At 71.7% G+C, this 20,273-nt stretch carries 15 protein-coding genes; 5 read left to right on the top strand and 10 right to left on the bottom strand.

The window, feature by feature from the left end; genetic code table 11:
• Window positions 1–38: 38 nt before the first annotated feature.
• Window positions 39–1,958: a CocE/NonD family hydrolase gene (locus ASF37_RS01155; RefSeq protein WP_056578620.1), complete on the top strand. Its 1,920-nt coding sequence runs from the start codon at window positions 39–41 to the stop codon at window positions 1,956–1,958.
• Window positions 1,959–1,970: 12 nt separating this feature from the next.
• Here the strand turns inward: ASF37_RS01155 and ASF37_RS01160 are convergent, their stop codons facing one another.
• On the bottom strand, window positions 1,971–2,837 hold the full coding sequence (locus tag ASF37_RS01160; RefSeq protein WP_055967940.1) for an acyl-CoA thioesterase II: 867 nt from the start codon (window positions 2,835–2,837) through the stop codon (window positions 1,971–1,973).
• A 106-nt stretch (window positions 2,838–2,943) separates the two neighbouring features.
• Here ASF37_RS01160 and ASF37_RS01165 point away from each other — a divergent pair, with 106 nt between their 5' ends.
• Complete coding sequence (locus ASF37_RS01165; RefSeq protein ID WP_056554497.1) at window positions 2,944–3,606, top strand: hypothetical protein; 663 nt, start codon at window positions 2,944–2,946, stop codon at window positions 3,604–3,606.
• Between the two features lie 36 nt (window positions 3,607–3,642).
• Here the strand turns inward: ASF37_RS01165 and ASF37_RS01170 are convergent, their stop codons facing one another.
• Genes ASF37_RS01170 through ASF37_RS01185 form a run of 4 tightly spaced genes read right to left on the bottom strand, consistent with a single transcriptional unit; the run spans window position 3,643 to window position 8,800 of the window.
• On the bottom strand, window positions 3,643–4,545 hold the full coding sequence (locus tag ASF37_RS01170) for a PAC2 family protein (protein ID WP_055967934.1): 903 nt from the start codon (window positions 4,543–4,545) through the stop codon (window positions 3,643–3,645).
• Window positions 4,546–4,555: 10 nt separating this feature from the next.
• Window positions 4,556–6,445 (bottom strand): 1-deoxy-D-xylulose-5-phosphate synthase, encoded by a 1,890-nt coding sequence (gene dxs / locus ASF37_RS01175; RefSeq protein WP_055967931.1) that lies wholly within the window; start codon window positions 6,443–6,445, stop codon window positions 4,556–4,558.
• Between the two features lie 46 nt (window positions 6,446–6,491).
• Complete coding sequence (locus tag ASF37_RS01180; RefSeq protein WP_056577264.1) at window positions 6,492–6,995, bottom strand: flavin reductase family protein; 504 nt, start codon at window positions 6,993–6,995, stop codon at window positions 6,492–6,494.
• 50 nt (window positions 6,996–7,045) lie between these two features.
• Complete coding sequence (locus ASF37_RS01185) at window positions 7,046–8,800, bottom strand: alkaline phosphatase (protein ID WP_235497763.1); 1,755 nt, start codon at window positions 8,798–8,800, stop codon at window positions 7,046–7,048.
• Between the two features lie 130 nt (window positions 8,801–8,930).
• On the opposite strand from ASF37_RS01185, the gene xylB reads away from it, so the two are divergent.
• Genes xylB through ASF37_RS01200 form a run of 3 tightly spaced genes read left to right on the top strand, consistent with a single transcriptional unit; the run spans window position 8,931 to window position 12,683 of the window.
• A complete protein-coding gene (xylB, locus tag ASF37_RS01190; protein ID WP_055967924.1) occupies window positions 8,931–10,325 on the top strand; it encodes a xylulokinase in 1,395 nt (464 codons plus the stop codon).
• 46 nt (window positions 10,326–10,371) lie between these two features.
• A complete protein-coding gene (gene xylA, locus ASF37_RS01195) occupies window positions 10,372–11,532 on the top strand; it encodes a xylose isomerase (RefSeq protein WP_056577261.1) in 1,161 nt (386 codons plus the stop codon).
• Between the two features lie 2 nt (window positions 11,533–11,534).
• A complete protein-coding gene (locus tag ASF37_RS01200; RefSeq protein WP_056554491.1) occupies window positions 11,535–12,683 on the top strand; it encodes an ROK family protein in 1,149 nt (382 codons plus the stop codon).
• Between the two features lie 22 nt (window positions 12,684–12,705).
• On the opposite strand, the gene ASF37_RS01205 is transcribed toward ASF37_RS01200, so the two are convergent.
• The 5 genes from ASF37_RS01205 to ASF37_RS01225 form a co-directional block, all read right to left on the bottom strand.
• Window positions 12,706–13,935, bottom strand: coding sequence for an ROK family protein (locus ASF37_RS01205; protein ID WP_056554490.1), 1,230 nt, complete (start codon window positions 13,933–13,935; stop codon window positions 12,706–12,708).
• A 7-nt stretch (window positions 13,936–13,942) separates the two neighbouring features.
• On the bottom strand, window positions 13,943–15,232 hold the full coding sequence (locus ASF37_RS01210) for a sugar ABC transporter permease (RefSeq protein WP_055967913.1): 1,290 nt from the start codon (window positions 15,230–15,232) through the stop codon (window positions 13,943–13,945).
• Entirely contained in the window at window positions 15,229–16,002 is a 774-nt protein-coding gene (locus ASF37_RS01215; protein WP_055967910.1) for an ATP-binding cassette domain-containing protein, read from the bottom strand. Before ASF37_RS01215 ends, ASF37_RS01210 begins: the two co-directional genes overlap by 4 nt.
• Window positions 16,003–16,111: 109 nt before the next feature.
• A complete protein-coding gene (locus ASF37_RS01220) occupies window positions 16,112–17,191 on the bottom strand; it encodes a sugar ABC transporter substrate-binding protein (protein WP_055967907.1) in 1,080 nt (359 codons plus the stop codon).
• A 229-nt stretch (window positions 17,192–17,420) separates the two neighbouring features.
• Complete coding sequence (locus tag ASF37_RS01225; RefSeq protein WP_156364784.1) at window positions 17,421–20,195, bottom strand: aconitate hydratase; 2,775 nt, start codon at window positions 20,193–20,195, stop codon at window positions 17,421–17,423.
• Window positions 20,196–20,273: the final 78 nt, after the last annotated feature.

The raw sequence follows: 20,273 nt of genomic DNA on the forward strand, positions 1-20,273 counted from the left end.
TCCTCGTTGGACCTCCTGGACCCCAGGAGGAGCCCGTCATGACCCGTCGCACCACACGTCGTCCCCTCGCCGTCGTCGCGGCCGCCCTGGCCGCGACGACGGCGCTCGCGCTCTCGAGCGTCCCTGCCTCCGCGGCGGCACCCTCGCCCGCCTCCGGTGCACCTGCCTGGTCGGTGGCCGCGGCAGCGGGACCCGCGCAGGCCACGGGTGCGTGGTCGCCACGTCCCGAGCAGTACCCGACGACGACCACCGAGCGTGACCTGGCGATCCCGATGTCCGACGGGACCGTCCTGAGGGGCAACCTCATGCGGCCGGTCGACGCAGCCGGACGCGTCGAGACCCGTCGGCTGCCGGTGGTCGTCACCATCACCGCGTACAACAAGAACGTGCAGGACCAGGCCGGCGGGCTGGGGGGCGGCGACGGCTCCTACCTGGTCAAGCGCGGGTACCTGCAGCTGACCGTCGACGCCCGCGGGACGGGCAGCTCGGCCGGGACCTGGTGCGCCTTCTGCTCGCGGGAGGGCAAGGACTTCGGCGAGGTCATGACCTGGGCCGCGAAGCAGTCCTGGTCGAACGGCAGCACCGCCATGCGAGGGCCCTCCTACATGGGCATCGCGCAGATGTTCGCGGCCGCCGACCGACCGGCCGGCCTCAAGGCGATCTTCCCGCAGGTCCCGGGCGCCGACGTGTACCGCGACGTGGTCGCCTCAGGCGGCGCGCTCGACGTCGGGTTCATCCCGCTGTGGATCGGTCTCGTCAACGGCACCGCGATCATCCCGCCCTACCTCTCCGCCACCGACCCGGCCGGAGGCCTCGGGACCCTCGTCACCCACCTGCTCGGCAACGGCGCCTTCAGCCTCGACCTCCTCGTCAGTGCCCTCGGCGGCGGTGAGCCCGCCTACGACGGCGCGTTCTACACGCAGCGCTCCCCCATCGAGGTGGTCTCGAGGATCACCACGCCCACGTTCCTGGTGGCCGGTGAGTACGACCTCTTCCAGCGTGGGACTCCCCTGCTCTACGAGAACCTCCAGCGTCGAGGCGTGCCCACCAAGATGATCGTCGGCCCGTGGGACCACCTCCAGGCCTCCGGCGGCCAGGGCCTCGAGTCGGCCGGCTACGGCAGCCTCGGCGAGCTCCAGCTCCGGTGGTTCGACCACTACGTCAAGAAGTTGCCGAACCAGCGACTCTCCGACATCGCCGGGCTCAGCTACTTCGAGCAGGGCAGCGGACGCTGGGTCCGCGGCACGGAGTGGATGCCGTCGAGCCTCACGCCGCGCACGTTCCGCCTCAGCGGGACCGCCCGGACCGCCGGGTCGGCCGGAGGCCTGACCACGGGGACGCCGACCGCCGGCCGGACGACCGTGCCCGCCATCCCCGTCCAGGGGCTGTGCAGCCGGTCCACCAACCAGTGGACGGCCGGCGTCGTCGGACTGGTGATGCCCGACCTGCCCTGCTTCACGAACAACCAGTTCAACGACACCCTCGGGCCGGTCTTCGAGACCGCACCGCTGACCTCCGACGTCGTCGTGCACGGCCCGCTCAACGCCCGGCTGTACACGTCGACGCCGACGGGCGACGGGATGCTCTCGGTCACGATCTCCGACGTGGCGCCCGACGGGACCGTCTCACGGCTGACCGGCGGCTGGCAGGTCGTGTCCCACCGGGCCCTCGACACGACGCGTTCCCGCTACGTCCGCGGCACCCTGGTCCAGCCTCACCACCCGTTCACGAAGCAGGCCCAGGCGCCCCTGGCCGCCGGCACCGTCGCCCCGGTCGACGTGGAGGTGTTCCCCACGCGCGCCCGACTGGCCAAGGGGCACCGCCTGCGGGTCTCGGTGCAGGGGTTCGACGTGCCGCACCTGCTGCCGACATTGGGCTCCCTGCTGCCCTCGCTGGCCCCGATGACCGTCCACACGGGCCCGCAGCACCCGTCGGCGCTGACCTTCGGGACCCCCTGAGCGGCGGTCCGCTCAAGAGCGACGGCGACGGATCAGGCCCTCCTGGGCCACGGTGGCCACCAGCGTGCCGTCCTCGGTGAACACGCGGGCCGTGCTGAGCCCGCGCGCGCCGGAGGCGGACGGCGACGTCTGGTCGTACAGCAGCCACTGGTCGGCACGGATGGGCCGGTGGAACCAGATGGTGTGGTCGAGCGAGGCCGGGACGACCTCCGGGGATCCGATGAACTGTCCATGCGGGATCAGCGCGACGCCGAGGAGGCTGAAGTCGCTGATGTAGACGAAGGCCGCCGTGTTGACGATGCGCGAGTCCGGGAGCGTGCCGTCGGCGCGGAACCAGAGTCGTTGGACCGCGGGGACGCTCTGCCGGGTCGGGTCGTCCTCCGGTCGGTTGTCGCCGATGTAGCGCAGGTCGAAGGACGACCACTCCCGCTTCCAGGTGTCGACCTCGTCCGGACGGACGGCACGGATCACCTCGAGCAGCGGTGTGGAGTCCGCCGGCGCGGGGACCGTGGGCATGACGTCCTGGTGGTCCCAGCCCTCCTCGGCCTTCTGGAACGAGGCGGTCATGTAGAAGATGGTCTCGCCGTGCTGGCGTGCGGCCACCCGGCGCGTGGTGAAGGAGCCTCCGTCGCGGACGTTCTCGACGTCGTACACGATCGGGATCGACGGGTCGCCGCCGAGCAGGAAGTAGGCGTGCAGGGAGTGGATGTAGCGGTCCTCGGGGACCGTCAGCTGCGCGGCCGTGACCGCCTGCGCGGCCACCTGACCACCGAAGACGCGGGTGAGGCTCGATCCTTCCGGCTGCCCGCCCCGATAGAGGCCGACCTCCAGGGGTTCGAGGTCCAGGAGGGTCACGAGCTGGTCCAGTGAGGCGGGCACGCCGAGATCGTATCGACTCGAGGCCTCACCGACGCCACGACCCGACGCGACGGCCTCGCCGCAGCGGCGACCCGGCGTCCAGGCACATCACCTAGAGTTCACACAGATGTCCGTCGCTCCCGCTCCCGCGCGCCACCCCGTCCCGCAGCTCGTCCGCACCCTGGACCTCGTCGCGAAGGCTGCCCTCGTGCTGCTCCTGGCGCTGGCCATGTCCGCGCCGGACCTCGGCAACATGGCCGACAAGGCGGCCGGACTTCGAGCCGTCGCCTACCCGCTGCTCTCGTTCACCGTCCCGGTGGTCTGGTGGATCTTCTGGCGCGAGCGTCGTCCGTTCCCCTGGGCGGCCGACCTCATGGTCACCATCACCTGCTTCACCGACGTCCTCGGCAACCGGCTCGACCTCTACGACCGCATCGTCTGGTTCGACGACTGGATGCACTTCATGAACACCGGCCTCCTCGCGGCTGCGTTCATCCTGCTCACGCTGCCCCGCACGGCCACCTTCGGCGCCACCTTCGAGCGGTCGCTCGCCTTCGGGGTGCCGGCTGCGGTGTTCTGGGAGATCGCGGAGTACTTCGCCTTCATCAGTCGGTCCAGCGAGCGCCGGAGCGCCTACGGGGACACGCTCGCGGACCTCGCGCTGGGCTCCTTCGGCTGCGTCGTCGCCGCGATCGTCGTCCACGGACTCCGGGGGCGCGGTCGGCGCTCGGGGCCCACCGGCCTCCTGAGCACGCATCCCGTGCCGGCCGCCGACGCAGGCGGCACCTGAGCCGGAGCCGGAGCCGGGCCGACCCTCGTGGTCGGGCTATCCCTCGTCGTTCTTGCGCTGCCGCGCCAGGAACTGCTCGAACTGGTCGGCCAGCTCCTCGCCGCTCGGGATCGAGTCGTCGTCGGCGAGCAGCGACTGGGCCGCTCCACGGGTGAAGGCGTCGTACTGCTCCTCCAGCCCCGAGAGCACCTCGGCGCCGCCCTGCTCGGCGATCTGCCGCTCGATGTCGGCCACCGTGGCGCCCTGCACCGCGCGGATCGGGTCGAGGTCGAGGTCGAGCCCGGTGCGGTCGACGACCGCCTCGAGCAGCGCCAGCGCGGCCGGCGGGTAGTCGACCTGGGTGAGGTAGTGCGGGACGTGGACCACGTAGCCGGCGCTGTCGATGTCGCGCTGCGTCAGCCGGTACTCCAGGAGCGACTGGGCGGACGACGGCACGCGCACCTCGGCCTGCCACAGGTTCTTGCGGTCGACGAGCTCCGGTCGCGAGCCGTGGGCCGTGATCATGGGCGGCCGCGTGTGCGGGACGCCCATCGGCACGGCACCCAGGCCCAGGGTCAGGCTGACGTCGAGGTCCTCGACGACCTCCTGCACGCCGTCGACGAAGGACTCCCAGCGGAAGTCCGGCTCGGGACCGGCGAGCACCAGGTACGGCGTGCCGGAGCGGTCGTGCTCGCGCACGATGTCGAGGCGCGGCTCGTCGTAGTCGACGTAGTGGTCCTGCCGGAACGTGATCATGGGCCGACGGGCACGGTAGTCGTAGAGCTCGTCGACGTCGAAGCTGCGCACCACCTCGCCCCGCCCGCTCACGAGGTGCTCGGCCGCGATCCGCGAGGCCCCACCCGCCGTCAGGAAGCCGTCGAGGGCATGGATGAGGACCGGTCCGTCGCCACGCGGCGTCGGGTCCTGGGATTCGGGGTCACGTCGAGAGGGCCACTTCATGGTCAAGGCCTCACGGCTCGAGATTGTTCCCGACGACCCGCTGCCAGGCGGCACGGGTGTCGGCGGCCACGGCATCGGGCGTGAGGCCGAGGCGCTCGAGGATCACCGGGCGCTTGGCGTGGTCGAGGAACTCCTGCGCGACACCGTGCACACGGACCGGCACGTCGCTCTCGACGTCGCGCAGCGCCTGCGTGAACGCGGCACCCACACCGCCGATGCGACCGTTGTCCTCGATGGTGACCACGAGGCGGTGGGACGCCGCGAGCGCGACGACGGCCGGGTCGAACGGCTTGACCCAGCGGGGGTCGACGACCGTGACGCCGAGTCCTTCGGCGGACAGCCTCTCGGCGGCTCCGAGGCCCACGGGCACCATGGATCCCGCAGCGAGGACGAGCACGTCGTCGGACTCCCCGCGCGCGAGGACGTCGGCGGTGCCGACCGTGTCGATCGCGTCGACGTCGGCGGGCACGGCGCCCTTGGCGAAGCGGACCACCGTGGGGGCGTCGTCGACGGCCACGGCCTCGCGCAGCAGCTCGCGCAGCCGCGTGCCGTCGCGGGGCGCGGCGAGCCGCAGGCCCGGGACGATCTGCAGCATCGACATGTCCCACATGCCGTTGTGGCTGGCGCCGTCGTCACCGGTGACCCCGGCCCGGTCGAGCACGAAGGTCACGCCGCAGCGGTGCAGGGCGACGTCGAGGAGCACCTGGTCGAACGCGCGGTTGAGGAACGTGGCGTAGACGGCCACCACCGGGTGGAGGCCCGCCATGGCCATGCCGGCCGCGCTGGTGGCGGCGTGCTGCTCGGCGATGCCGACGTCGAACACCCGGTCGGGGAACTTGTCGGCGAAGGCGTCGAGGCCGACGGGGTAGAGCATGGCCGCCGTGATGCCGACGACGTCGGGGCGTTCGTCGGCGATCCGCACGACCTCGTCCCGGAACACCGAGGTCCAGCCCGCGGGGGCGACGGAGACCGCGTCGCCGGTCTCACGGTCGAAGGGCGGGGCCTGGTGCATCTGGTCGTTCTCGTTGGCCACCGCGATGTCGTAGCCCTGCCCCTTGGTCGTGAGCACGTGCACGAGGACCGGCCCGCCGAACCGCTTGGCCAGCGTGAGGGCCTGCTCGAGCGCCGCGCGGTCGTGACCGTCGACCGGACCGACGTACTTGAGGCCGAGGTCCTCGAACATGCCCTGGGGCGCGAGGGCGTCCTTGACGCCCTTCTTGATGGCGTGCAGGGCGCCGTACGCCGCAGGTCCGACCGGTCCGCCGCGGTTGAGCCGGTCGCGGATGGCGCTGAGGGCAGGCTCGTAGCGCGGGTTGGTCCGGATGTCGGTGAGCCGGTTGGCGAGGCCGCCGACCGTGGGCTGGTACGACCGGCCGTTGTCGTTGACCACGATGACGAGGCGCCGGTCCTGAGAGGCGGCGATGTTGTTGATCGCCTCCCAGGCCATGCCGCCGGTCATGGCGCCGTCGCCGATGACGGCCACCACGTGGTCGTCGCGGCCGAGGACCTGGTTGGCCCGCGCCATGCCCTCGGCGTAGGAGAGGCTCGTGGACGCGTGCGAGTTCTCGACCCAGTCGTGCTCGGACTCGCCGCGGCAGGGGTAGCCCGACAGGCCACCCTCCTGGCGCAGCGTGTCGAAGTCGCCGGCGCGCCCCGTGACCATCTTGTGCACGTAGGCCTGGTGCCCGGTGTCCCAGACGACACGGTCGCGCGGGGACTCGAAGACGCGATGGATGGCGAGGGTCAGCTCGACCACGCCGAGGTTGGGTCCGAGGTGACCGGCGTGCGCGGCGACCGCGTCGATCGTCCGCTCGCGGATCTCGTGCGCGAGGGTCTCCAGCTCGGCGTCGGACAGGGCCCGCAGGTCCGCGGGGCCGGTGATCTGGTCGAGCAACGCCATTAGGTCAGTCTAGCGATCCCGTCCCACCCCCGCCGTCTGCCTCCGCTCAGGTCCGGTAGCGACCCCGCACGTGCGTCAGGGCCTCCCCGTCCCGCAGGTCGACGTGCTCGACGGTGCCGGCGAGCAGCAGCCCCCAGCCCTCGCGACGCGGCTCGGCCGCGTCCAGGCGCACCCCCACCCAGCCGACGGCGTCGGCGAGCCGCGGGCCCCAGGGGCCGTCGTCCCAGGCCCCGAGGGTGAACGGTCCTCCCGGGGCCGGTGCGGTCCCTGCGAACGCGTCGGCGAGGAAGGCGTGGTCGGGCCCGAGCACGTTCACGACCACCGTGGTCGGCCGCGCGTCCCAGAGCGTCGACTCCTCGTCCACGAGGGCCAGGATCCTGGGCGGATCGCCGGCGGCGAGCAGCAGCGAGGAGACGGTGAGGCCGACGCGCGCCCGCCCCTCCCCTGCCGCCCACACCGTCACGGCGGCGGGCAGGCGTCCGCGCAGACGACGGAATCCGTCCCGGTCACCCTCGGGGGACGCGAAGGGGTGCTCGTCGTGGATCGTCACCTCGCCAGCCTAGGCCCACCACCTCGTCCCCCACCGCGTGAGCCGTCGCCTCAGTCCGGCCGGTCCGTCTCCCGCTCGATCGTCTCGCGCGTGTCCTGCTCGGCCGACCTCCCGGCGAACGTCCGGGCTCCGGGCACACCGCGGTCCTGCACGAGGTTCAGCCCGGGGACCCGGTCCTCGACCACGAAGGTCGCCCTGGTGAAGGCCTCGGCCCCCGGCGCCCGGACCTGGGCGAGGCAGCGGAACTCCGCCGTCATGTCCTCGGGCGTGATCCTGGTCCTGACGTACCCGCGGAGGTTGTTCTGGAGACGCAGGTGCGGGTTCCACCGCAGCCAGGCGTGCCCGTCCACGGGGCCGTCCGCCCCGTTGCCGCCCGAGGTGACCGACGAGCACACCAGCTCGGTCCCGACGCTGCGCGTGGTGGGGTCGTCGTAGTCGAGCTTGAGCTCGCCGGCCCAGTGCGCGTGCACGTCCCCGGTGAGCACGACCGGGTTGCGCACGCCGGCGTCGACCCAGCCGCGGGTGATCCGGTCGCGTGAGGCCCGGTAGCCGTCCCACGCGTCCATCGAGACGGTCTTGACCGGCCCGTCGGTGCTGTCGCGCTGGGCGAAGAAGACCTGCTGGCCGATCACGTCCCACCGGGCCCGCGACCTGCGGAAGCCGCCGAGGAGCCACCGTTCCTGGGCCGGGCCCACGATCGTGCGGTTCGGGTCGACCGTGGCCGGGCAGTCGGCCCGGTAGCCGTCGCCGCACCCCTGGTCGTCGCGGAACTGCCGGGTGTCGAGCATGTGGAACGACGCGAGCCTGCCCCAGTGCAGACGCCGGAAGAGCTGCAGATGGTCCCCGCGCGGGATCGAGGAGCGTCGCAGCGGCATGTTCTCGTAGTAGGCACGGAACGCGGCTGCACGCCGGGCGGCGAACCCGGCCGTCTCGAGCGGGTCCTCCGGGGTCCCACCCGCCCAGTTGTTGTCGACCTCGTGGTCGTCCCACACGACGAGCCAGGGTGCGGCGGCGTGCGCGGCCTGAAGGTCGGCGTCGGCCTTGTACTGCGCGTGGCGCTGGCGGTAGGAGGCGAGGTCGACCGTCTCGGGCCCCTCGTGGTTGCGCACGTTCCCACCCGGGGCCACGTAGTCGTTCGCGGTGTACTCGTAGAGGTAGTCGCCGAGGTGCAGGACCAGGTCGGGCCGGTCCTCGGCCAGACGTCGGTACGCGGTGAAGAACCCGTGCTCGTACTGGGCGCACGACGCGAACGCCATGCTGAGCGACGTCGGCATGCTGCCGGCTGCGGGCGACGTCGTGGTCCGTCCGACGGTCGAGACGTGGCGCCCCGCACGGAACCGGTACCAGTGCTCACGGCCGGGGTCGAGGCCGTCGACCTCGACGTGCACGCTGTGCGCGTCACGCGGCAGGGCCGTCACGCTGCCCCTGCGCAGCACGCGGCGGAACCCCTCGTCGGCGGCGACCTGCCATGTCACCTCGACCGGACGCGGGGGCATCCCGCCGAGCCCGTCGGCTGCCGTCGGGTCGAGCGCGAGGCGGGTCCAGAGCACGAACCCGTCGGGAACCGGGTCGCCCGACGCGACGCCGAGCGTGAACGGGGTGCGACGCAGCGCGACGGCGTGGGCTCGGCGGTCGACGGCGGCCCCCGAGGCCGTCGTCGGTCGCACGGCGACGGCGGCGGCGCCGAGCGCCAGGCCACTGCCCAGGAGCCGACGCCGGGAGGCGGCGGCGGTGGGACCGGTCGGGTCGGTCGGAGGGCCGGCCTCCGAGACAGGAACGGATGGACGAGAGGTGGAGAGGGTCACGCCGCTCATCGCAACGGCACCGGGTGAACGCCGTTCGACACGGAGGGAAGCGTCGGTGGTCGGAACGGCGTCGTGACCTGGGACACGTCCGCGCTTGACTTTGTTCGGACACTGAACGAATAATCGGGACATGCCCCTCGTGCTTGGCGTCGACTCCTCGACGCAGTCCACCAAGGCGCTGCTCGTCGACGCCGACGACGGCACCGTCGTCGAGTCGCGCACCGCCCGGCACCCCGAGGGCTCGAGCGTCGATCCCCGCGCCTGGCTGGCGGCCTTCGACGAGGCCGCCGGGCCCCTGCTGCCGCGGGCGGCAGCGCTGGCCGTCGGTGGACAGCAGCACGGCATGGTGGCGCTCGACGCCGACGACCTCCCGGTGCACGACGCCCTGCTCTGGAACGACACCCGCTCCGCCGGCGCCGCGGCGGACCTCGTCGAGGAGATGGGCGGCCCCGCCGCGTGCGCGGAGGCCGTGGGCAGCGTGCTCGTGGCCTCCTTCACCATCACCAAGCTGCGCTGGCTCCGCGACCACCGGCCCGACGCCGCCCGGCGGACCGTCCGCGTGATGCTGCCGCACGACTACGTGACCTGGCACGCCTCGGGTCAGCGGGCCGAGCCCGTGACCGATCGCGGCGACGCCTCCGGCACGGGCTACTACTCCGCCGTCGACGACGCCTATCGGGCCGACCTGCTGGAGCTGGCGCTCGGCCGCGTCCCGCACGTGCCGCGGGTCGCCCAGCCGGCGGAGCAGGTGACGACGACCGCCGACGGGTGCGTCGTCGCCGCCGGCACCGGGGACAACATGGCCGCGGCCCTCGGCCTCGGACTGGTGGCCGGCGACGTGTCGCTGTCGATCGGCACCTCCGGTGTCGCCTCGGCGGTCAGCGAGAAGCCCGTCGCCGACGCGACCGGCGTCGTCACCGGCTTCGCCGACGCGACCGGCCGGTACCTCCCCATGGCCACCACCATGAACGCCGCGCGCATCCTCGACCTGCACGCGAGGCTTCTCGGGGTCGACCACGACGGCCTCGCGGACCTGGCCCTCGCGGCACCGGCCGGCGCCCACGGGCTCACGGTCAGCCCCTACTACGCCGGCGAGCGCAGCCCGAACCGTCCGGACGCCACCGGCACCTGGGCCGGACTGACCCCCTCGACGAGCCGCGAGGACGTCGCACGGGCAGCGGTCGAGGCCCTGCTCTGCTCGCTCGCCGACGCCCTCGAGGCGGTCGCCCAGGGCTTCGACAGCCCCGGCACCGTCGAGCGGGTGCTGATGATCGGTGGTGGCGCGCGGAACCGCGCCGTCCAGGCCCTGGCGCCGGCCGTGCTCGGCCGAGCGGTCACGCTCCCGGGCGACGCGGAGTACGTCGCCCTCGGCGCGGCCCGACAGGCCGCCTGGTCGCTCTCCGGCTCCGCCGAGCCGCCGGTGTGGGCGCTGCCCGAGAGCCGCGTGCTCGAGGCCGCCCCCCTCCCCCACGTCCGTGACGCCTACGCCTCGTTGCGCGAGCTCACGGCGCCCTGGACCACCTGACCTCCCCGTTCACGACCGACCACCCGAACCCCTCGAAAGGCCTGACATGACCGTCCCCACCCCCGTCCCCACCGACAAGTTCTCCTTCGGCATCTGGACGGTGCAGTACGCCGGCCGCGACCCCTTCGGCGAGCCCACCCGCGCGGCGATGGACCCGGTCCACGCGCTGGAGAAGCTGGCCGAGCTCGGCGCCTACGGCGTCAACTTCCACGACGACGACGTGGTGCCCTTCGGCTCCTCGGAGTCCGAGCGCGACGCGATCCTCGACCGGTTCCGCAAGGGCCTGGCCGAGACCGGGCTCGCCGTCACGACCGCGACCACCAACCTCTTCGGCCACCCGGTCTTCAAGGACGGCGGCTTCACGTCCAACGACCGCGCCGTTCGCCGGTTCGCCCTGCGCAAGGTCATGCGCAACATCGACCTGGCCGCCGAGCTGGGCGCCCAGGTCTACGTCTGCTGGGGCGGGCGCGAGGGCGCCGAGAGCGGTGCCGCCAAGGACGTGCAGGCGGCACTCTCGCGCTACAAGGAGGGCTTCGACCTGCTGGGCCAGTACGTCGTGGACCAGGGCTACGACCTGAAGTTCGCCATCGAGCCCAAGCCCAACGAGCCCCGCGGCGACATCCTGCTCCCCACCATCGGGCACGCGCTCGCCTTCATCGACAGCCTCGAGCGCCCCGAGATGGTCGGCGTCAACCCCGAGATCGGGCACGAGGAGATGGCCGGGCTCAACGCGGCCCACGGCTACGCCCAGGCGCTGTGGCACGGGAAGCTGTTCCACATCGACCTCAACGGCCAGTCGGGGCCGCGCTACGACCAGGACTTCCGCTTCGGCGCCGGCAACGCGCGTGGCGCGTTCTGGATCGTCGACACCCTCCTGCAGGGCGGGTACGACGGGCCGGTGCACTTCGACTTCAAGACCCCGCGCACGGAGGACGAGGACGGCGTGTGGACGGCGGCCGCCGCCTGCATGACCAACTACCTCGTGCTGCGCGAGAAGGCCCTGGCCTTCCGTGCCGACCCCGAGGTCCAGGAGGCGCTCGGCGCAGCGCGTGTGCCCGAGCTCTCCGAGCCGACGCTGGCCGCCGGCGAGACCTGGGCCGACCTGCAGGCCGAGATCGGCGAGGACCCCGAGGTCCTCGGCGCCCGCGGCATGGCCTTCGAGCACCTCGACCAGCTCGCGCTCGAGCACCTGTACGGGGTGCGCTGAGCATGCCCCCGGCCGCCCCCGACCAGCTGCGCCGGGCCAACACGGCGCTCGTCGTCCGCACGCTGCGCGACGCCGGCCCGAGCAGCCGCACGTCGCTGGCCCGACGCACCGGTCTGGCCAAGGCCACGGTCGGGGCGATCGTCGGGGAGCTGTCGGAGCGGGCTGTCGTCGTCGAGGGAGACGCGTCGTCGCAGGGCCGGGGCCGACCGTCCCGGCCGGTGGAGCTCGCGGCGGGCTCCGTGCTCGGCCTGGGCCTTGAGGTCAACGTCGACTACGTGGCCGCCGCACTCGTCGACCTCGCCGCCACGCAGGTCCTCACCACGACGCGCCAGGTGCCCGACGGTGCCGACGCGCTCGAGACACTGGTCGAGCTCGCCCTCGAGGTCGCCGACCAGGCCCCCGGGCGCATCGTCGGGGCACACCTCGCCGTGCCGGGGCTGGTGGAGCGTGACCACGCCACGGTCGCGCTCGCGCCGAACCTCGGCTGGACGGGCACCCGGCCCGGTGACGTGCTCGCCGAGGCGCTGGGCGTCACCGTCCTGGTGGACAACGACGCCAACCTCGCCGCGGTGGCCGAGTCGACGCACGGAGCCGCCCAGCAGTCCGTCTCGACGCTGTACATCACCGGGACCGTCGGCATCGGCGCCGGCATCGTGCAGGACGGCCGCCTGGTGAGGGGATCGGGATTCGCCGGCGAGGTGGGCCACATGCCGATCGGCGACCTGGGTCGCCGCTGCGCCTGCGGTCGGCAGGGGTGCTGGGAGACCACCGTGGGACTGCGTGCCGCGCTCGCCGCCGTCGGGATGCGAGCCTCGGGCACTCCGATGGAACGTGCGGCGAAGGTGGCGGCGAGGGCTGAGACCGACGCCGACGTGGCGACCGCGCTGGACGTGCTCGGCGCGCAGCTCGGTCACGGACTGGCCACCCTGTGCACGGTCCTGGACCCCGAGGTGATCGTCCTCGGTGGCTACTTCCAGCCGCTGGCCCCATGGATCCTGCACAGCGCGCAGGACGTGGTGCACCGACGGCTGCCCGCAGCACACCATCAGCGCCCGGACGTCCGGGTCGGCACGCTCGGGATCGAGGCCGCCGCCCTGGGCGCGGCCGAGCAGGCCCTCACCGACGTGCTCGAGGGCTCCGTCGCGCTCTGAGGACCCGCCGGTCGTGTCGTGCTCAGGCGACGCTGAGCGCTGACTCGACGTCGACCTGCGCCGCCGCCAGGCAGGTGACGGGGTCCGCGAGCAGCCGCTCGAAGGCCGTCTCGGCCGCACCGACGAGCACGGCGTCGGCGCCGAGTCCCGGCAGCTCGATCCGCACCAGCTCGCGCGGCGCCACGAGGGCGGTGTCGTGCAGCGTGCGGTCGACCTCGTCCTGCACGTGCGGGTACAACGAACGCAGGAAGCCGCCGAGGACGACGACCCGCGGGTTGAGCAGGTTGACGGCGTTCGCGAGCCCACGGCCGAGGAGCCGACCGACCTCCCGCAGGTCGTCGTCGACCTCCTGCAGCCCGTCGAGCATCTCCCCCAGGGACCCGACCCGGTCGGGCGGGCAGCCGATCGCCTCGGCGATCGCGTGCGCGCCGACCTGGGTCTCCCAGCACCCTCGGTTGCCGCAGTGGCACTCCCGGCCGGCGGGGTCGAGGGACATGTGCCCGATCTCCCCGGCGTACCCACCCGCACCCACCAGTCGATGGCCGTCGACGATGACGCCCGCACCGACGCCGACCTCGCCGGACAGGTAGACGAGGTCGGCGACGTCGACCCCGGCACCCCGCAGGTGCTCGGAGAACGCCCCGAGGTCGGCGTCGTTGCCGAGCTCCACCGGAGCGATGCCGCCCAGCCGGTCCGACATGATCGCGCTGAAGGGCACGTCACGCCAGCCGAGGTTCGGGGCCAGCCGGACGAGACCGTCCGAGCGTCGCACGACGCCCGGCACGGCCATCCCGACGCCGACCAGCGCACTGCCCGGTGAGGCGTCGCGCACGACCAGCCGCAGCATGGCCATGACCGCGTCGGCCACCGCGTGCGGGTCGCGCGACGCGGGGATCGGACCCGTGGCCCTGGCCAGGATCGCGCCGCCCAGGCCGACCCGCGCGACGGTGAGTCCGTCGACGCGGACGTCGACCGCGAGCACGTGCGCGCCGTCCTGGGTCGGCACGACGTCCGGCGACGGGCGCCCGGCGCTGCTGCGCACCGCCTCCGACCTGACCTGCTCGGCCAGTCCGAGCCCCTGGAGCTCGGTGACCAGCCCGGCGATGGTGCTCCGGTTGAGCCCCATCGCGGACGTCAGGTCGGACCGGGAGACCCGGCCCAGCAGGTGCACGTGGCCCAGGAGCGTGCCCAGGTTGTGGCGCCGGACGGCCTCCTGGTTGGTGCCCGCCCCGGACCGCGCGCTCGTCTGCACGACCGGCTCAGCTCACGCCGGACGCCGAGCGGCGCCGGCGGGACACCGCGTCGACCGCTGCGGCGAGCAGGAGCACCGCGCCGGTGACGACGTAGTTGATCCAGCTGGCCTGGTTGAGCAGGCCCAGTCCGTTGATGATCGTCGCGATGACCACGCCGCCGATGACCCCGTCGCGGGCCTTGCCCTTGCCGCCGAACAGGCTGGTGCCACCGATGACGGCCGCACCCACGGCGTAGAGCAGCGTGTTGCCCGCACCGGAGGAGGGCGACACCTTGCCGGCGTAGGACGCGGCGAGGATGCCGCTGATCACGGCGGTCGACGTGCAGAGGACGAAGACGGAGATGCGGATCTTGTCGACGTCGATGCCGGCCCGTCGGGCCGCCTCGCGGTTGCCGCCCACCGCGTAGACGTGGCGCCCGTAGCGCGTGCGGCTCAGCACGAAGGTGAAGATCACCAGCAGCACGCCGACGAGCAGCAGCACGTAGGGCACGCCCTGGATCGGGAAGTTGGGGTTGCGGCTGCGGTTCAGGCTCAGCAGCGCCGTGAGACCGAGCACCACGACGCCCATGCCGGCGATCTTGACGAGCAGCAGGCTCAGCGGCTGGTGCGCGAGACCGCGGCTCACCTGGGTGCGGTAGCGCAGCAGCGTGAGCGCGGCGAAGGCGAGGACCGCGATGACCGCGATCGTCCACCCGGCGACCACCGGCATGTTCTTGATGGTCAGGCCGCGCAGGACGGGGTCGGCGACGCGCACCGACCCGCCCTGGCCGATGAGCTTGAGGGTCAGGCCCTGCAGCGCCAGGAAGAACGCCAGGGTCACGACGAAGCTGGGGATGCCCAGCTTGGCCACGAGGGCGCCGATCAGGGTGCCGAGCACGGCACCGAAGACCAGTCCGCCGACGACCGCCAGGTACCACGGGAGCCCGTGGTCGACGATGGCGAGCGCCGCGATCGCGGCACCGGCGCCGCCGGCGACACCGGCGGACAGGTCGATGTCGCCGAGCAGCAGCACGGGCACCAGCCCCATCGCGAGCACGCAGATGGCACCCGACTGGGTGATGAGGTTGGCGATGTTCAGGGCCGTCAGGAAGGTGTCGCTGGCGGCGCTGAAGACGATGAACAGGATGATGAGCCCGAGGGCCGCCGGCAGGGCGCCCATCTCGCCGCCGCGCAGGCGGTTGAGGTAGGCCTGCCAGGCGTCGCCGAGCGTGGCCGCCTGGCGGGCGTCGATCGCGAAGTCGGTCTCGGCCAGACCGCTGCCGCCCTTCGAGGACGGATCGGTGGGGGTGGTGGTCATGATGCCTCTCCGACGGACGTGAGACCGAGGTCGCCCGAGCGACCTGCGGTGATGAGCTCGACGACCTGGGTGTTGGTGACGTCCTTCGTGGCCACGTCGGCGGCCACGCGGCCCAGGTACAGGGCGGTGATGCGGTCGGCGACCTCGAAGACGTCGACCATGTTGTGCGAGATGAGGACGACGCCGAGGCCCTGGTCGGCCAGGCGGCGCACGAGGTCGAGGACCTGGCGGGTCTGCGCGACGCCGAGGGCGGCCGTCGGCTCGTCGAGCAGCACGACCTTGGAGTTCCAGAGCACCGACTTCGCGATGGCGACGGTCTGGCGCTGGCCGCCCGAGAGGCTGGCGACGCTCTGGCGCACCGACTTGACGGTGCGCACCGAGAGCGACGCGAGGGTCTCGCGGGCCCGGGCCTCCATGGTCGCCTCGTCGAGGGCCGGACCCTTCATGAGCTCGCGGCCGAGGAAGAGGTTCTCGACGATGTCGAGGTTGTCGCAGAGGGCGAGGTCCTGGTAGACGACCTCGATGCCGAGGGCCGAGGCGTCGCGGGGACCGTGGATGTCGACGGGCTCGCCCTCGAAGTAGCGCTGGCCCGAGTCGGCGGAGTAGATGCCGGCGATGGTCTTGACGAGCGTGGACTTGCCGGCGCCGTTGTCGCCGACGAGGGCGGTGACCTGCCCGGGGTGGACGGCGAGGTCGACGTCGTGGAGGACGTGGACGGCGCCGAAGCTCTTGTTGATGCCGCGCAGCTCCAGCAGCGGGGTGGTGCTCATGTGGTCTCCAGGTGCGTGCGAGGAGGTGGTCGGTCGGTCTCGGGACAGCGAGGGTGTGCCCCGTGGGGGCGGTCCGGCAGGACCGCCCCCATGGGGCGACGGGGGGACGTCAGCTGATGCCGGCGTCCGTGCAGAGCTCCGCGAAGTCGTTCGCGCAGAGGTCGTCCTTCGTGACGCCGCCGTCGTCGACGACGTCCTTCACGTTGTCCTTCGTGATGGACTGAGGCGTGAGGAGGATCGACGGGACCTCGCGGCCACCCTCGCTGTCCTCCGTCGTGCCGTTCGTCTCGGCCTTCTCGCCCTTGGCCAGCGCGATGGCGGCCTTGGCGAGCTCGCCCGCCTCCTGCTTGGCCGACTTGTAGACCGACATGCACTGCTCACCCTTGAGGATGTTCTGCAGGCCCTCGACCGTGGCGTCCTGGCCGGTGACCGGGACGTCGCCCGCCTTGCCGTTCTTCTGCAGGATCGAGATGACCGAACCGGCCAGACCGTCGTTGGCCGCGTAGACGCCCTGGACGTCGCCGTCGACCTTCGTGTAGAGCTGCTCGAAGATCGTCACGGCCTGCTCGTTGTCCCAGTCCGGGACGGCCTGCTCGCCGACGTTCTTGTACGACGTGGTCTTGTCGAGCACGCTGTGCGCGCCCTTCGAGAACAGCGTCGCGTTGTTGTCGGTGGGCGAGCCGTTGAGGTAGATGACGTTGGCGTCCTCGTCGCCGAGGCACGTGGCGAGGCCCTCGCCCTGCAGCTCGCCGACCTTGGTGTTGTCGAACGAGACGTAGTAGTCGGCCGAGCCACCGAGGGTCAGACGGTCGTAGTCGATCGTCTTGACGCCCTGCTGCGCGGCCTTCTCCTGGATCGAGGCTCCGGAGTCGGAGTCGAGGTTGACGATCGCGAGGACGGTCACGCCGTCGGCGATCATGCCGTCGGCGATGGTGGCCATCTTGTCGGCGTCACCCTCGGCGTTCTGGATCTCGTACTCCACGCCGGCGTCCTTGAACGCCGCCTCCAGCGCAGGACGGTCGGCGCTCTCCCAGCGGACCGACGACTTCGTGTCGGGCAGGATCACCCCGATCTTCCCCGCGTCGTCGGAGCTGTCTCCGCCGTCGTTCCCCGAGTCGCTGCCACAGGCGCTGAGCATGAGCGTGGCACCCATGAGGCCGGCAAGCACCAGATTGCGCGTTCGCTTCATACGAACCGCCTCCTTGTTGGTCTCTGGCGACACGGGAACGACATAAAGCCGTCACCGGGACGCAATTGTTGTTTGCGTGAACCTATCGCGTGATGGGGGTCACGTCCAGCACCTGGCGACAATTTCGTGTCGCGAACAACGAATCGGGACGAAGGTCCCCTGCCACCGCCCCCGCACAGCGAGACGCCGCCCCCGAGGGGACGGCGTCTCGTGGGTCGGGCGGTCGGGCTCAGTCGAGCAGGCTGCGCAGCACGTACGGCATGATGCCGCCGTTGCGGTAGTAGTTCGCCTCGCCGGGGGTGTCGATGCGGACGACCGCGTCGAACTCCACGTCCCCCGCCTTGACGTGCACCGTGCGCGGCGTCTCGCCGTCGTTGAGCTTCGTGATGCCGGTGAAGTCGAACGTCTCCTCCCCCGTCAGCCCGAGCGACTCGGCGTTCTCGCCCTCCGGGTACTGCAGCGGGAGCACGCCCATGCCGATCAGGTTCGAGCGGTGGATGCGCTCGTAGGACTCGGCGATGACGACCTTGACGCCCAGCAGCGCCGTGCCCTTGGCGGCCCAGTCGCGCGACGAGCCCGAGCCGTACTCCTTGCCCGCCAGGACGACCAGCGGGACGCCGGCCTCCTGGTAGGCCTCGGACGCCTCGAACACGCTGGTGACCTCGCCGTCGGCGATCAGGTTGCGCGTGTAGCCGCCCTCGGTGCCCGGCGCCATCTGGTTGCGCAGGCGGATGTTCGCGAACGTGCCGCGGATCATGACCTCGTGGTTGCCGCGACGCGAGCCGTAGGAGTTGAAGTCGCGCGGCTCGATGCCGTGCTCCGACAGGTACGCACCGGCCGGGCTGTCCTTCTTGATCGCACCGGCAGGGCTGATGTGGTCCGTGGTCACGGAGTCGCCCAGCTTGAGCAGCACGCGTGCACCGCTGACCTCCTCCACCGGCGAGGGCTCACGGTCCATGCCGTCGAAGTACGGCGCCTTGCGGACGTAGGTCGACTCGGGGTCCCACTCGAACACGTCGCCGTCGGGCGTCGGCAAGTTCTGCCAGCGCTCGTCGCCGGCGAACACGTCGGCGTACTCCTTGCTGAACGTGTCGGACGAGATCGACGACGCGATGACGTCCTCGACCTCGCTCGCCGACGGCCAGATGTCCTTCATGAACACGTCGTTGCCGTCGGCGTCGGTGCCCAGCGGCTCGTTGAACAGGTCGACGTCCATCGAGCCGGCCAGCGCGTAGGCGATGACCAGCGGCGGCGACGCCAGGTAGTTCATCTTGATGTCGGGGTTGATCCGCCCCTCGAAGTTGCGGTTGCCCGACAGCACGGCGGTGACCGCGAGGTCGCCCTCGTTCACCGCGGCGCTGACCTCGGGGATCAGCGGTCCGGAGTTGCCGATGCACGTCGTGCAGCCGTAGCCGACCAGGTTGAAGCCCAGCTTGTCGAGGTACACGTCGAGACCGGACTTGGCGTAGTAGTCGGTGACGACCTTCGAGCCGGGCGCCAGCGTCGTCTTGACCCACGGCTTGCGCTGCAGACCCTTCTCGACCGCCTTCTTGGCCAGCAGGCCGGCGCCGATCATGACCGACGGGTTCGACGTGTTGGTGCACGACGTGATCGCGGCGATCGTCACCGCGCCGTGGTCGAGCTCGAACTCGGTGCCGTCCTCGAGCCGCACGTGCTGCGGGTTGCTCGGACGACCCGCGCCCGAGGGCGCCGGTGCGTTCGGCTTGTCGCCGTTGGTGCCGTCGTCGCTGCTGCTCGGCGCGTCGGACGCCGGGAAGGACTCGGCGACGGCCTCGTCGTACCCGTTGACGTCCTGCTCGGTGTAGTCGGCGAGCGCGGTACGGAACGAACCCTTGCTCTCGGTGAGCGAGACACGGTCCTGCGGACGCTTGGGACCGGCGATCGAGGGGACGACGTCGCCGAGGTCCAGCTCCAGGTACTCGGAGAAGCGCGGCTCGTGGTCCGGGTCGTGCCACAGGCCCTGGGCCTTGGCGTAGGCCTCGACGAGCGCGATCTGCTCCTCGTCGCGACCCGTCAGGCGCAGGTACTTGGTGGTCTCGTCGTCGATCGGGAAGACCGCGATGGTCGAGCCGTACTCGGGGCTCATGTTGCCGATCGTGGCGCGGTTGGCCAGCGGCACCGCGCCGACGCCCGAGCCGTAGAACTCGACGAACTTGCCGACGACGCCGTGCTTGCGCAGCATCTCGGTGATGACGAGCACCAGGTCGGTCGCGGTGGCGCCCTGCGGCAGCTCGCCCGAGAGCTTGAAGCCGACGACCCGCGGGATCAGCATGCTGATCGGCTGGCCCAGCATCGCGGCCTCGGCCTCGATGCCGCCGACGCCCCAGCCCACGACACCGAGGCCGTTGACCATGGTGGTGTGCGAGTCGGTGCCGACGCAGGAGTCGGGGTAGACGACGCCGTTCTTGTCGAACACGACGCGCGCGAGCTTCTCGATGTTGACCTGGTGCACGATGCCGGTGCCCGGGGGGACGACCTTGAAGTCGTCGAAGGCGCCCTGTCCCCAGCGGAGGAACTGGTAGCGCTCACGGTTGCGCTCGTACTCGATCTCGACGTTGCGCTCGAAGGCCTCGGGGGTGCCGAAGACGTCGGCGATGACGGAGTGGTCGATGACCATCTCGGCCGGCGCGAGCGGGTTGATCTTCGTGGCGTCGCCGCCCAGGTCGGCCATGGCCTCGCGCATCGTGGCGAGGTCGACGACGCAGGGGACGCCGGTGAAGTCCTGCATGATCACGCGGGCGGGCGTGAACTGGATCTCCTTGCTGGGATCGGCGTTCGCGTCCCAGCCGGCGAGGGCCTCGATGTCGGCCTTCGTGATGTCGGCGCCGTCCTCGGTGCGCAGCAGCGCCTCGAGCAGCACCTTCAGGCTGAACGGCAACGACGCGACGTCGAGGCCGTCGCCCTTGACCGCGTCGAGCTTGAAGTACGTGTAGCTGGCGTCGCCCACCTCGAGCGTCTGCTCGGCATTGAAGCTGTCGACCATGAGTGTCTCCTTCGCGTCGTGTTCCATCCTGCCGACCACACGGCGTGCTCGCCATGTCAGGTGGGCCTAAGTCGATCC

This window comes from Aeromicrobium sp. Leaf289, assembly GCF_001423335.1.
Lineage (GTDB): Bacteria > Actinomycetota > Actinomycetes > Propionibacteriales > Nocardioidaceae > Aeromicrobium.